General features: G+C 53.5%; 11 protein-coding genes. 9 read left to right on the top strand and 2 right to left on the bottom strand.

The window, feature by feature from the left end; genetic code table 11:
• Positions 1 to 60 precede the first annotated feature (60 nt).
• Both mnmH and allS read right to left on the bottom strand, forming a co-directional pair.
• Positions 61 to 1,140 (bottom strand): tRNA 2-selenouridine(34) synthase MnmH, encoded by a 1,080-nt coding sequence (mnmH, locus tag ABLV64_RS00625; RefSeq protein WP_064178158.1) that lies wholly within the window; start codon positions 1,138 to 1,140, stop codon positions 61 to 63.
• An 87-nt stretch (positions 1,141 to 1,227) separates the two neighbouring features.
• Entirely contained in the window at positions 1,228 to 2,151 is a 924-nt protein-coding gene (gene allS, locus ABLV64_RS00620) for an HTH-type transcriptional activator AllS (protein WP_043521430.1), read from the bottom strand.
• 208 nt (positions 2,152 to 2,359) lie between these two features.
• Between allS and allA the strand changes: the two genes are divergently transcribed.
• The 9 genes from allA to ABLV64_RS00575 all read left to right on the top strand — a co-directional run bounded on the left by allA (position 2,360) and on the right by ABLV64_RS00575 (position 13,237).
• A complete protein-coding gene (gene allA / locus ABLV64_RS00615) occupies positions 2,360 to 2,842 on the top strand; it encodes an ureidoglycolate lyase (protein ID WP_025714052.1) in 483 nt (160 codons plus the stop codon).
• 91 nt (positions 2,843 to 2,933) lie between these two features.
• Positions 2,934 to 3,752 carry an HTH-type transcriptional repressor AllR gene (gene allR, locus ABLV64_RS00610; RefSeq protein ID WP_012737529.1) on the top strand — a complete coding sequence of 273 codons (819 nt, stop codon included), beginning with the start codon at positions 2,934 to 2,936 and terminating at the stop codon, positions 3,750 to 3,752.
• Between the two features lie 87 nt (positions 3,753 to 3,839).
• Positions 3,840 to 5,621, top strand: coding sequence for a glyoxylate carboligase (gene gcl / locus ABLV64_RS00605; protein WP_065903726.1), 1,782 nt, complete (start codon positions 3,840 to 3,842; stop codon positions 5,619 to 5,621).
• 13 nt (positions 5,622 to 5,634) lie between these two features.
• Positions 5,635 to 6,411 carry a hydroxypyruvate isomerase gene (gene hyi / locus ABLV64_RS00600; RefSeq protein WP_043521429.1) on the top strand — a complete coding sequence of 259 codons (777 nt, stop codon included), beginning with the start codon at positions 5,635 to 5,637 and terminating at the stop codon, positions 6,409 to 6,411.
• Between the two features lie 119 nt (positions 6,412 to 6,530).
• Positions 6,531 to 7,409 carry a 2-hydroxy-3-oxopropionate reductase gene (glxR, locus tag ABLV64_RS00595; RefSeq protein WP_025714214.1) on the top strand — a complete coding sequence of 293 codons (879 nt, stop codon included), beginning with the start codon at positions 6,531 to 6,533 and terminating at the stop codon, positions 7,407 to 7,409.
• A 54-nt stretch (positions 7,410 to 7,463) separates the two neighbouring features.
• On the top strand, positions 7,464 to 8,720 hold the full coding sequence (locus ABLV64_RS00590; protein ID WP_048267517.1) for an MFS transporter: 1,257 nt from the start codon (positions 7,464 to 7,466) through the stop codon (positions 8,718 to 8,720).
• Positions 8,721 to 8,797: 77 nt separating this feature from the next.
• Entirely contained in the window at positions 8,798 to 10,252 is a 1,455-nt protein-coding gene (locus tag ABLV64_RS00585; protein ID WP_025714216.1) for a putative allantoin permease, read from the top strand.
• Between the two features lie 129 nt (positions 10,253 to 10,381).
• Positions 10,382 to 11,743: an allantoinase AllB gene (allB, locus tag ABLV64_RS00580; protein WP_043521427.1), complete on the top strand. Its 1,362-nt coding sequence runs from the start codon at positions 10,382 to 10,384 to the stop codon at positions 11,741 to 11,743.
• Positions 11,744 to 11,926: 183 nt separating this feature from the next.
• Entirely contained in the window at positions 11,927 to 13,237 is a 1,311-nt protein-coding gene (locus ABLV64_RS00575; RefSeq protein WP_043521426.1) for a uracil/xanthine transporter, read from the top strand.
• The last annotated feature ends 3 nt before the right edge of the window (positions 13,238 to 13,240 follow it).

Below are 13,240 nucleotides of genomic sequence, written 5' to 3'. Positions count from 1 at the left end.
TGCCGACCGGTAGCCCGGCTAAGGCGTTTACGCCGCAAGCCGGGACAATCGAGCATGCGATTACTTCTCCAGCCAGGCGGCGACCTCCTGCCAGCTGCCGCGAAAAATAATCTTCCCGGCTTTTTTCCCCAACTGATAGCGATACATCGGGTCGTAGTATTCTTCCAGTAGCGGCACCAGCCAGGCGAAGTGCGCCTCGGTGCTGGCGGTGCGCTGCTGCTGCGCCAGCGCCTCATCGAGGCGTTCAGTGAGCTGGGCAAAACGCTGCAGCCCCAGGCGACGGCGGATGGCAAACAGGCCGTGATGCAGATACTCGCCGTATGCCTGCCAGCCTTTCTCTTCGCCATACGCGGCGATAAAGTCGCGATACATGCGATCGAAATACTCCTCGCGCAGCCGTTCGAGGCGAACGTCAAACGGATCTTCCACCACCGCCAGCGGCGATTGCGCCATGCGGATGCGCAGGCACTCCGGCAGATGGTTGGCGCCGATCATATGGCCTTCATCTTCCAGCACCCAGCGCGTCTGCTGTTCGGCTTTTTTGAGCAGGCTGACCGCCAGGTGGTTTTCAAAGGTGGCTTGCGGATGCTGCGGCTGTAGCGTGCGGCCAAACGAAGAGCCGCGGTGGTGGGCATGGCCCTCCAAATCGATACCGTCCGGTCGCGAGCAAACCAGCTGGGTTTTGCCGTTGCCGGTGCAGCCGCCAATCAGCACGATCGGCCGCTGTACCAGCGCGTCGGTAGCCTGGATCGCCGCCTGGCGCAGCGCTTTATAGCCGCCGACGATCAGGGGGTAATCCACGCCAGCTTCTTTCAGCCACTGCTGGACAATATGCGAGCGCTGGCCGCCGCGGGCGCAGCACAGGTAACCGTGCGGGTAACGGGCGCATGCTTCCAGCCATGACCGGATCCGGCTGGCGCGCAGATCGCCCTGAACCAGCTTATGGCCGAGCGCCAGCGCCGCTTCCGGCCCCTGGCGCTTGTAGCAGGTGCCGACCGCGGCGCGTTCTTCATCATTCATCAGCGGCAGGTTGATCGCCGCCGGCATCGCGCTTTGGCTAAACTCCACCGGGGCGCGTACGTCAATCAGTGGCGTATCGCTGGCGAGGATCTGCAGAATATTTTTTAGTACTGATTCCATCATTTAAACCGTTAGGCAATCCAGACGCGTCGCTCGACGCGATAATTCTCCTATTGTACGCGGTGAGCGCTCGGGAGGATTGATTTTTCACGGTGTATTGCTGAATAGCGTCAGGAACCCCGTTATTTCCGGCGCAGAATGGCTGAACAGCGAGGCGATATCCTGCACCGCTTTACCATGATGATCTTTGCGCCAGGCGAGACTCAATGGCGAAGGGGGGCGCATGGTCGGAATGTGTCGGGCGATCAGCTTGCCCTGAGCGATAAGCGGCAGGCAGAGCGGTTCCGGTAAAAAGCCGATGCCGACGCCGGCGAGATGGGCGGCAACTTTGGTTTCGATATCGGGAACCACTATCTCTTTTTGCCCGGGCAGACGCCAGGCGACGCGCTTCGTCAGCCGTCGGGCGCTGTCCTCAATATTCACCGCCGGATAGCGCCGCAATTGCGCCTCTGATAGCGGGTCGGGTTGCTGGCTTAGCGGGTGATGCGGCGACATCACGAAGAGCCAGGTCACCTCACCCAGTGGGTAGACGGCCATGTTTTCCGCTAACGGTTCGGTGCCGGTCACGCCAATCGCCAGGGAGAAGTCGTCATGTAGCAGCGTATCCCAGACGCCCATATAGATTTGTCGTGAAAAATGAAATTGCGTAAAAGGGTAGCGCTGGGTGAGCCAGGCCAGCAGCCGGGCAATGGCCTGCGGGTCGTACATCAGGTTATTCACCACAATGTTGACCTGGCGCTCTACCCCGTCGTTTATCTGCTGAAGCTCACCGGGCATACTATCAATCCACCCCAGCCACTCTCTGGCTTGCGCCAGCAGGTGCATCCCGGCCGGCGTCAACAGTACGCTGCGCGTTGTGCGGGAAAAGAGTGCGACACCGGTGTTGTCCTCCAGTAATTTGATGCGATAGCTGATGGTGGCGGTTGTTTTATAAAGTTTTTCCGCTGCTCTTGAGAAGCTGCCGGTCTCAGCGACGCTGACAAAGGTGCGTAATGTTTCGGGATCGAGCATCGCCATATTCCTCGTTATTTAATAATTCACCCATGATTTTTAAGTATTTTTTCATAATAACCTTTTCAATAATGTGGTTTAAATCAGATTTTGGAAAATTATTCCAACTTATAGTGTTGTCACGCTTAGATGGCTGTGGATTGTGCAGCTTCTCTACCCCCTTCAACGTTGGGAAGGGGAACGGTTTTAAATGAATAAGGAACAGCTCATGAAGCTTGAAGTATTGCCCCTGACGCGAGATGCATTCCGCCCGTATGGGGATGTTATCGAAACGGAAGGACAGGATTTTTTTCACATCAATGATGGAAAAGTACAGCGTTTTCACGATCTGGCGATGGTGGAGACGTTACAGCAGGATCGTACGCTCATCAGCATTAATCGTGCGCAACCCGCCGCGCTGCCGATTATTGTCACCGAACTGGAGCGCCATCCGCTGGGTACCCAGGCGTTTGTGCCGATGCGGGGGGAGGCCTTTGTCGTGGTGGTCGCGGCAGGCGGCGATGAGCCGGACATGAACACGCTGCGTGCGTTTATCTCAAATGGCCGTCAGGGGGTGAATTACCACCGTAATGTCTGGCACCATCCGCTGTTTGCCTGGCAGACGGAAACCGATTTTTTAACCGTCGATCGCGGCGGAAAAGACAACTGCGATGTCGTAAAGATCCCGACCGTGGAGCTGAGCTTTGCGTGAGGTTACACGTGACGCTGTCGATTATCTTGCATAACATGTGGGCGCTTACACACTATTTATGCTCAGGTTTTGAGCCGGAGATAATCGAGGTATGACAGAAGTGAGAAGGCGTGGAAGGCCTGGCCAGCAGGAGCCTTCCGCGCAAAAAGGCGCACAGGCGCTGGAGAGAGGGATCGCGATATTGCAATACCTGGAAAAGAGCGGCGGCAGCTCGTCGGTTAGCGATATTTCCCTGAATCTGGACTTACCGTTATCGACCACCTTTCGCCTGCTAAAAGTGCTGGAAGGCGCGGATTTTGTCTATCAGGACAGCCAGTTAGGTTGGTGGCATATCGGTCTTGGCGCGTTCAATATCGGCTCGGCCTACATCCATAACCGGGACGTTTTATCCGTCGGCGGGCCCTTCATGCGGCGGCTGATGCTGATGTCGGGGGAGACAGTCAACGTGGCGATTCGCAACGGCAACGAAGCGGTGCTGATTGGTCAGCAGGAGTGTAAGTCGATGGTGCGAATGTGCGCGCCGCTCGGCAGTCGACTCCCGCTCCATGCTTCAGGCGCCGGGAAAGCGCTGTTGTATCCGCTCCCTGCGGAAGAGCTGGTGGATGTGATTGTGAAGACCGGCCTGCAGCGGTTTACGCCGACGACGATTGTGGATTTGCCGGTCCTGCAGCGAAATCTGGATGAGGCGCGAGCCTGCGGCTACAGCATTGACCAGGAGGAGCATGTGACAGGATTAAACTGTATTGCTTCAGCGGTTTACGATGATGTGGGCTCTGTGGTAGCGGCAATTTCGATTTCCGGACCTGCGTCCAGGCTAACCCCGGACCGTTTTGTCAGCCAGGGCGAGCTGGTAAGGGAGACGGCAAGGAATATCAGTACCGCACTGGGCCTTAAACCCCAGGCCGACTGATCGCCGATCCAACCCGCTCTCTTGAGCGGGACTTTTTTGGTTATGTTTAAATTTGGAAAAATTTTCCAATACAGTGAGGTTGTAAAAATGGCAAAAATGAGAGCCGTTGACGCGGCAATGTATGTTCTGGAAAAAGAAGGGGTTAACACAGCATTTGGCGTGCCTGGCGCGGCTATTAACCCGTTCTATTCTGCGATGCGTAAGCACGGCGGGATCCGCCATATTCTTGCCCGCCATGTTGAAGGCGCGTCTCATATGGCTGAAGGCTATACCCGCGCGACTGCCGGTAATATCGGTGTCTGTCTGGGGACCTCCGGCCCGGCCGGTACGGATATGATCACCGCTCTGTATTCTGCCTCCGCGGACTCGATTCCCATTCTGTGCATCACCGGCCAGGCGCCGCGCGCGCGTCTGCATAAAGAGGACTTTCAGGCGGTGGATATTGAATCCATTGCTAAACCGGTCACCAAGATGGCGGTGACGGTGCGTGAGGCGGCGCTGGTTCCGGGCGTGCTGCAGCAGGCTTTCCATCTGATGCGCTCCGGCAGACCGGGACCGGTGCTCATCGATCTGCCTTATGATGTCCAGGTGGCAGAAATCGAATTCGACCCTGAGCTTTACTCGCCGCTGCCGGCTTATAAACCGGTCGCCACGCGTCCGCAAATTGAAAAGGCACTGGCGCTGTTAGTCCAGGCGGAACGCCCGGTGATTGTTGCCGGTGGCGGGGTGATTAACGCCGATGCCGCCGCGCTGCTGCAACAATTTGCGGAAATCACCCATGTCCCGGTGATCCCGACCCTGATGGGCTGGGGCTGTATACCGGACGACCATGAACTGATGGCCGGAATGGTCGGCTTACAAACCGCGCATCGCTACGGCAACGCCACGCTGTTGGCCTCAGATCTGGTGTTCGGGATTGGCAACCGCTTTGCTAATCGTCATACCGGCTCGGTCGAGAAGTACACCGCAGGCCGCAAAATTATTCATATCGACATTGAACCGACGCAGATTGGCCGTGTACTGTGCCCGGACTTAGGCATTGTCTCCGATGCCAAAGCGGCGTTAATTCAGCTGGTAGACATTGCGCAGCAGATGCAAAAAGAGGGTCGCCTGCCACGTCGCGAGAGCTGGGTTAGCGAGTGCCAGGCACGCAAGCGTACGCTGCTGCGTAAAACCCACTTCGATAACGTGCCGGTTAAACCGCAGCGCGTCTATGAAGAGATGAACAAAGCGTTTGGCCGGGACGTATGCTATGTCACCACCATTGGCCTGTCGCAAATCGCCGCCGCGCAGATGCTGCATGTGTTCAAAGACCGCCACTGGATCAACTGCGGTCAGGCGGGGCCGCTGGGCTGGACGCTTCCCGCCGCGCTGGGCGTTTGCGTTGCCGATCCTGAGCGCAACGTGGTCGCGATTTCCGGCGACTTCGACTTCCAGTTTCTGATTGAAGAGCTGGCGGTAGGCGCCCAGTTCAATATTCCCTATATCCATGTCCTGGTGAACAACGCCTATCTCGGCTTGATCCGCCAGTCGCAACGTGCCTTTGACATGGACTACTGCGTTCAGCTGGCGTTTGAAAATATTAACTCCAGCGAAGTAAACGGCTACGGCGTCGATCATGTGAAGGTCGCGGAGGGACTCGGTTGTAAAGCAATTCGCGTCTTCAAGCCTGAGGATATTGCCCCAGCGTTTGAGCAGGCCAAAGCCTGGATGAAAGCCTATCGCGTGCCGGTCGTTGTGGAAGTGATTCTCGAGCGCGTAACCAATATCTCCATGGGCAGCGAACTGGATAACGTTATGGAGTTCGAAGACGTTGCCGATAGCGCCATTGACGCACCAACCGAAACTTGTTTCATGAAATATGAATAAATGAGGTGACATTATGTTGCGCTTTTCTGCCAACCTTTCCATGTTATTTCAGGAATATGATTTTCTGGATCGTTTTGAGAAAGCGGCGGCCTGTGGTTTTCGCGCTGTTGAATTTATGTTTCCCTACGACTATGCGCCTGAGCTATTAAAGCAAAAGCTGAGCGACAACCAGCTGGAGCATACTTTACACAATTTACCCGCTGGCGACTGGGCGGCAGGGGAACGCGGCATCGCCTGTATTCCAGGCCGGGAAGCGGAGTTTCGCGAAGGTGTCGACGCCGCAATCCGCTACGCCAAAGCGCTGGGCAATCGTAAAATTAACTGTCTGGTCGGCAAAACTCCGGTGGGCTATCGCGAAGAACATATTCGCTCAACGCTGGTGGCGAATTTACGTTTTGCTGCCGCCGCGCTGGCCCAGGAAGGTATTCTACTGCTAATTGAGCCAATCAATTACTTCGACATGCCGGGCTTTTATCTGAATACCACGCATCAGGCGTTGGCGCTGATTGATGAAGTGGGTAATGATAATCTGAAAATTCAGTACGATATTTACCATATGCAACGTATGGAGGGGGAATTAACCCATACGATGCAAACATATGCTAATCGTATTGGTCACTTACAGATCGCCGATAATCCGAATCGCGGCGAACCCGGGACCGGTGAAATTAATTATGAGTATCTTTTTAATTTCATCGATAAATCAAACTATGACGGTTGGGTAGGTTGTGAATATAAACCATTGACCACCACCGAAGCGGGACTGACTTGGTTTAATCGCTACCGCTAATTTTAAATTTATCGTTGGGCAGTATTTATTATTCCAGACTCAGGGATTTTATTTCCTGACAACAGGAAGGGATAGCTATTGCCCAGATAAATCGAAATACACATCGTGAGAGGACACTTATGAAGCTGGGATTTATTGGTTTGGGGATTATGGGCACCCCGATGGCGCTCCGTCTTGCTAAAGCAGGGCACGCACTGCACGTTACCACCATTGGGCCTGTTGCTGATGAATTACTCAAGCACGGGGCACAACATCTGGCCTGCGCGGAACAGGTGGCGGAGCAGTCAGACATTATTTTTATTATGGTACCCGATACCCCGCAGGTTGCCGAGGTGCTGTTTGGCGAACATGGTTGTGCTAAAGCGGCGCTGAAGGGCAAAATTATCGTGGATATGAGCTCTATCTCACCGATAGAAACCAAACGTTTTGCGCAGCAGGTGCGGGATCTGGGCGCCGATTACCTTGATGCCCCGGTCTCCGGCGGCGAAATTGGCGCACGTGAAGGCACCCTCTCCATTATGGTTGGCGGCGATGAAAACATCTTTGCCCGCGTAAAACCGCTGTTTGAGATTTTGGGTAAAAATATCACCCTCGTCGGAGGAAACGGCGACGGTCAGACCTGTAAAGTCGCCAATCAGATTATCGTCGCGCTGAATATTGAAGCGGTGTCCGAAGCGCTGGTTTTTGCCTCTAAAGCCGGGGCGGACCCCGCTCGCGTTCGTCAGGCGTTGATGGGCGGTTTCGCTTCCTCACGTATTCTGGAAGTGCATGGTGAAAGAATGCTTAACCGCACCTTTAATCCAGGCTTTAAAATTTCTCTGCACCAGAAGGATCTCAATCTGGCTCTGCAGAGCGCTAAAGCCCTGGCGCTTAATCTGCCGAATACAGCTACCTGTCAGGAGCTATTTAATACCTGTGCCGCGAATGGCGGCAGCGAATTAGATCACTCGTCTCTGATTCAGGCTCTGGAATTAATGGCAAATCATCAAATAGCATAATAAGCGTAAAGCTGCCGAAATCGGCAGCTTTATTTGAACCTCACAGGTGACTTTATGGATACGATCAATAAAAAAGGTGTCGACTATTGGAAACAAATAGTCGTGGTAATGAGTCTGGGCTGGGTGGCAATTTGGATCTATCGTACCGTGTTAACGCCGATTTATCCGGAGATTCAGGCGTCATTGGGTAACGTCAGTAATGCTGAAATTGGCGCGATTGCCAGCTTCTATTTTCTGGCCTACTGCGGCATGCAGATCCCCTGCGGCATTCTGGTGGATAAACTGGGCCAGAAAATTATGCTGATGTGCGGTTTTTCGCTATTTATTATCGGTACCCTGAGTATCGCTAATGCCGGAAATCTGACGCTGATTTATATCGGCTCGCTACTGGCCGGCGCCGGTTGTGCCTCCTTCTTTAGTTCCGCCTATTCGCTCTCCTCGGCCAACGTGCCGCAGGAACGCCGGGCGCTGGCGAATGCCATCATCAACAGCGGCTCTGCCATTGGCATGGGGATTGGCCTGATTGGCTCAAGTATTCTGGTCAAGAGCATGCACATGGCCTGGCAAAATGTGTTGTTTATCGTCGCTGCGATTTTACTGGTGATGCTCTGCGTGTTTACCCTGGTCATTCGCCGCAAACTGAAAGAACCCGCCACGGCGGAAAATAAAACGAGCGCAGCGGCGTCAGCGCCGGTTGCGGAAGAGAAATCGGCGCCGCTGTTCTCGCCATTACTGTGCAGCGTGTACTTTCTCTATTTCTGTACCTGCTACGGCTACTATCTGATTGTAACCTGGCTGCCCTCTTATCTTCAGACCGAACGCGGGTTTGACGGTGGGGCGATTGGTTTTGCTTCCGCGCTGGTGGCGGTGGTCGGGGTACCGGGCGCGCTGTTCTTTAGCCATCTCTCGGATAAATTCCGTGACAGTAAAGTCAAAGTTATTCTCGGGCTGGAGATAGTCGCAGCGGCCATGTTGATGTTTACCGTTCTGTCGCCGAATACCACCATGCTGATGATTAGCCTGGTACTGTACGGGCTGCTGGGCAAAATGGCCGTTGATCCGATTCTTATCTCGTTCGTCTCCGAGCAGGCGTCAGCGAAAACGTTAGGCCGCGCCTTCAGCTTATTTAATTTCTTTGGTATGAGTTCTGCGGTAGTTGCACCGACGCTCACCGGCTTTATTTCCGACCTGACCGGATCGAAAGAAATTAGTTTTGTGATGTCTGCCGGATTGGTTGTTACCGGGACGATACTTTTTGCTCTGATCACCTTGCGCAAGAATAAAATACCGTCAAAGACCATCACCGTATAATAAAAATAAATAATAAAAATTGTTGTTCCACATAGCTAAACCTACAAACGTAATCCGATGCGTATTAAGAGGGAATTATGGAACAAACTCAAGACCTATACAAAACCAGGGGCTATAGTGATGATCTATTGCCGAAATCAGACACTCAGCGTAACTGGAAAACATTCAATTATTTCACGTTGTGGATGGGTTCTGTACACAACGTACCAAATTATGTGATGGTGGGTGGTTTTTTTATCCTTGGACTTTCCACTTTTAGCATCATGATGGCGATAATATTAAGTGCCTTTATTATTGCCCTGGTCATGGTGTTTAATGGTGCTGCCGGAAGTAAATATGGCGTACCCTTCGCGATGATATTAAGAGCCTCATATGGAGTACGCGGTGCATTATTGCCCGGACTGCTCAGAGGCGGTATCGCGGCGATTATGTGGTTTGGCTTGCAATGCTACGCCGGATCGCTGGCATTTCTGATCTTATTAGGCAAATTATGGCCTGCGTTTCTGACGCTTGGCGGTGATTTTAAGCTGCTGGGGCTGTCGTTGCCGGGGTTGATCGCCTTTCTGGTGTTCTGGTTGATTAACGTCGGGATTGGCTTTGGTGGCGGAAAAGTGCTGAATAAATTTACCGCAATCCTCAACCCCTGCATCTATATTGTCTTCGGCGGCATGGCTATCTGGGCCATTTCGCTGGTAGGATTCGGCCCGATCCTCGACTACCTGCCTACCGGGGTGGCAAAAGCGGAACATACCGGTTTCTTGTTCCTGGTGGTGATCAACGCGGTGGTGGCCGTCTGGGCCGCTCCGGCTGTCAGTGCCTCGGATTTCACCCAGAACGCGCGCTCATTTCGCGAGCAGGCTATTGGTCAGACGCTTGGACTCGTGGTGGCCTATATTTTGTTTGCGGTCGCCGGCGTCTGTATTATCGCCGGGGCAAGTATCCACTATGGTATGGATACCTGGAACGTGCTGGATATTGTGCAGAAATGGGACAGCCTGTTTGCCTCGTTCTTTGCGGTGTTGGTGATATTGATGACCACGATCTCCACCAATGCTACCGGTAATATTATACCGGCAGGTTATCAGATCGCGGCGATCGCCCCAGCCAAACTGACCTATAAAAATGGCGTGCTTATCGCCAGTATTATTAGCTTGCTGATTTGTCCATGGAAATTAATGGAGAATCAAGACAGTATTTATCTCTTCCTCGATATTATTGGCGGGATGTTAGGGCCGGTTATTGGTGTAATGATGGCGCACTATTTCATCGTTATGCGTGGGCAAATAAATCTTGATGAACTTTATACCGCGCCAGGAGATTATAAATATTTTGATAATGGTTTTAATGTTACCGCATTCCTGGTAACCATTGTGGCGGTCATTTTATCGCTCGGTGGAAAGTTTATTCCTTTGCTGGAACCCTTCTCCCGTGTGTCATGGTTTGTCGGTGTTATTGTCGCTTTTGTTGCGTACGCGTTGCTGAAGAAACGGGCGCAACCCAATAATCTGACACGGCCAAATACGGTTAGTTAAGTTAATTTTAACCAGGAAAGTTTATTTCATGGATGAAGCATTACCGGCCAAAGCCATTGTTATTGCGGCACGCAATGTCGCAGCAGAAGTATGGCGGCTGACCCATCTGTACACATACAAGGAGTTATTATGTCTTTTGATTTAATCATTAAAAACGGCACTGTTATTCTGGAAAACGAATCCCGGGTAGTCGATATCGCGGTGAACGACGGCAAAATCGCCGCTATCGGTGAACACCTGGGCGAGGCGAAGCAGGTCATGGATGCCACGGGCCTGATCGTTTCGCCGGGCATGGTCGATGCGCATACGCATATCTCTGAACCTGGCCGTACCCACTGGGAAGGTTACGAAACCGGGACCCGCGCTGCGGCAAAAGGCGGCATCACCACGATGATCGAAATGCCGCTGAATCAGCTACCGGCCACCGTCGACCGGCAGACCATTGAGCTGAAATTCGACGCGGCGAAAGGCAAATTGACCATCGATGCTGCGCAGCTTGGCGGCCTGGTCTCTTATAACCTCGACCGACTGCATGAGCTGGATGAAGTGGGGGTAGTGGGATTCAAATGCTTCGTCGCCACCTGCGGAGACCGCGGGATCGATAACGACTTCCGCGACGTCAACGACTGGCAATTCTTCAAAGGCATACAAAAGCTGGCCGAAATGAAGCAGACCGTGCTGGTGCACTGCGAAAACGCGCTGATCTGCGACGAGTTGGGCGAAGAGGCGAAAAGGGAAGGCCGCGTGACGGCGCATGATTACGTAGCCTCTCGTCCGGTCTTCACCGAAGTGGAAGCCATTCGCCGCGTTCTGTATCTGGCGAAAGTCGCCGGTTGCCGCTTGCACGTGTGTCATGTCAGCAGCCCGGAAGGGGTCGCCGAAGTGACCCGCGCCCGTCAGGAAGGGCAGGACGTCACCTGTGAATCCTGCCCGCACTACTTTGTGCTCGATACCGATCAGTTCGAAGAGATTGGTACCCTGGCGAAGTGCTCTCCGCCGATCCGCGATGCGGAAAACCAGAAAGGCATGTGGGAAAAGCTGTTCAACGGAGAAATCGACTGCCTGGTCTCCGACCATTCGCCGTGCCCACCGGAGATGAAGGCTGGCAATATCATGCAGGCCTGGGGCGGGATTGCCGGTCTGCAAAACTGCATGGACGTGATGTTTGATGAAGCGGTGCAGAAACGCGGTATGTCTCTGCCGCAGTTTGCCCGTCTGATGGCGACCAACGCCGCCGATATTTTCGGCCTGAAGCATAAGGGCCGCATTGCCCCGGGTAAAGATGCCGACCTGGTGTTTATTCAGCCGAACAGCAGCTACGTCTTACGAGCAGAAGACCTCGAATATCGCCATAAAGTCAGCCCTTACGTTGGTCGCAAGATTGGCGCTCGGATTGCTAAAACCATCCTGCGCGGCGAGGTGATCTATGACATCGAACAGGGCTTCCCGCGCGCACCGAAGGGGAAATTTATCCTTAAGCATCAGCAGTAACGGGTGAATAAACAGTTGGGATGGTTTTCTCCCTCTCTCTTTGGGAGAGGGCCGGGGTGAGGGCATAGGTGGGTACATTTCGCCTCACCCTATCCCTCTTCCCAAAAGGGAGAGGGGACCGTTTCTCGCCCCATTCCATATTTAGCGCCTGTTTAACGGCAGGCGCTTTTTCAGGATTTCATCATGGTGGTATTGCCGCTAAATAAACGTAACACCCTGGCGGGGTTTCAATGGTTCTTCTTTATTTTCTGCAACACCGTTGTGGTACCGCCAACATTACAGTCTGCTTTTCAGCTCCCTGCCAGCGCGTTAATTACGCTTACCCAGTACGGGTTTATCACCACCGGGTTGGCCTGTCTGGCACAGGCGTTACTGGGACATCGTCGGGCGATTATGGAAGGACCGACGGGCCTGTGGTGGAGCACCATTCTGACGGTCACCGTGGGCGAAGCCGCACGGGGGACGCCGTTCGACAGCATCGCCTCCAGCCTGGCTGTCGGCATATTTTTCTCGGCGGTGCTCACCATCATCATTGGCGTAAGCGGCATTGGCCATCGCCTGGCTAAGCTCTTCAGCCCAACGGTAATGGTCTTTTTCATGCTGCTGCTGGGCGCGCAGCTGACTACCATCTTTTTTAAAGGCATGCTTGGGCTGCCCTTTAGTTCGACGCAGGTTAATCCGGGTATTCAGCTGGCGCCATTTTGCCTGGCGCTGTCGGTGATGATTCTGGTGCTGGGAATGATCATTTTTCTCCCGGATGGTATCGCTCGCTACGCCCTGCTGATCGGCACTCTGGCGGGCTGGGCAGGCTGGTATCTGCTGTTTCGCATACCTCCCGCTACGGTAGCCTCAGGCCCCATTCACTGGCAGTGGTTCCCGCTGGGTTATGGCGGCCAGCTACGACCCGGCATCATTTTAACCGCCCTGCTGGCGGGACTGGTTAATATTACCAATACCTATGGCGCCATTCGCAGCACCGATGTTTTTTACCCCCAACAGGGGGCCAGTAATACCCGCTATCGACGCAGCTTTATGATCTCCGGTTTGATAACATTAATAACGGTTCCGCTCAACGTGGTGCCATTTTCCCCGTTTGTTTCGTCGACAGCTTTATTAACTCAAACGGGCGACACCTCGCGCCGGCCATTTATTATCGGCTGCTTGTGCTGTCTGCTGGTTGGATTATTTACGCCGCTGACCCACTTTTTTACCACCCTGCCTTTACCGATCAGCAGTGCGGTTATGCTGGTCTCTTATCTGCCGTTGTTATATTCCAGTTTATCTTTCAGTAAGCAAATTACCTTTACCGCGCGAAATATCTATCGGCTGGCTCTACCGTTATTTGTCGGCATTTTTTTGATGGGACTACCGCCGGTTTATCTCCAGACGTTGCCTCTGACAATCAGACCCCTCGTAGGTAACGGCTTACTAATCGGGGTGCTGCTGGCGGTAGCCATGGAGAATCTCATTCCCTGGGATCGTATTAAGTCATGACAT

This window comes from Klebsiella sp. JB_Kp031 (assembly GCF_040064295.1).
Taxonomy (GTDB): Bacteria; Pseudomonadota; Gammaproteobacteria; order Enterobacterales; family Enterobacteriaceae; genus Klebsiella; species Klebsiella quasipneumoniae.
Note: the sequence above shows the minus strand (reverse complement) of the source record. Positions and strands in the feature narration are given on the sequence as shown.

Bases quoted from the DNA above. Each gene is read 5' to 3' on its own strand.
- mnmH (WP_064178158.1), bottom strand. From the start codon at position 1,140: ATGGAATCAGTACTAAAAAATATTCTGCAGATCCTCGCCAGCGATACG.
- allS (WP_043521430.1), bottom strand. From the start codon at position 2,151: ATGCTCGATCCCGAAACATTACGCACCTTTGTCAGCGTCGCTGAGACC.
- allA (WP_025714052.1), top strand. From the start codon at position 2,360: ATGAAGCTTGAAGTATTGCCCCTGACGCGAGATGCATTCCGCCCGTAT.
- allR (WP_012737529.1), top strand. From the start codon at position 2,934: ATGACAGAAGTGAGAAGGCGTGGAAGGCCTGGCCAGCAGGAGCCTTCC.
- gcl (WP_065903726.1), top strand. From the start codon at position 3,840: ATGGCAAAAATGAGAGCCGTTGACGCGGCAATGTATGTTCTGGAAAAA.
- hyi (WP_043521429.1), top strand. From the start codon at position 5,635: ATGTTGCGCTTTTCTGCCAACCTTTCCATGTTATTTCAGGAATATGAT.
- glxR (WP_025714214.1), top strand. From the start codon at position 6,531: ATGAAGCTGGGATTTATTGGTTTGGGGATTATGGGCACCCCGATGGCG.
- ABLV64_RS00590 (WP_048267517.1), top strand. From the start codon at position 7,464: ATGGATACGATCAATAAAAAAGGTGTCGACTATTGGAAACAAATAGTC.
- ABLV64_RS00585 (WP_025714216.1), top strand. From the start codon at position 8,798: ATGGAACAAACTCAAGACCTATACAAAACCAGGGGCTATAGTGATGAT.
- allB (WP_043521427.1), top strand. From the start codon at position 10,382: ATGTCTTTTGATTTAATCATTAAAAACGGCACTGTTATTCTGGAAAAC.
- ABLV64_RS00575 (WP_043521426.1), top strand. From the start codon at position 11,927: ATGGTGGTATTGCCGCTAAATAAACGTAACACCCTGGCGGGGTTTCAA.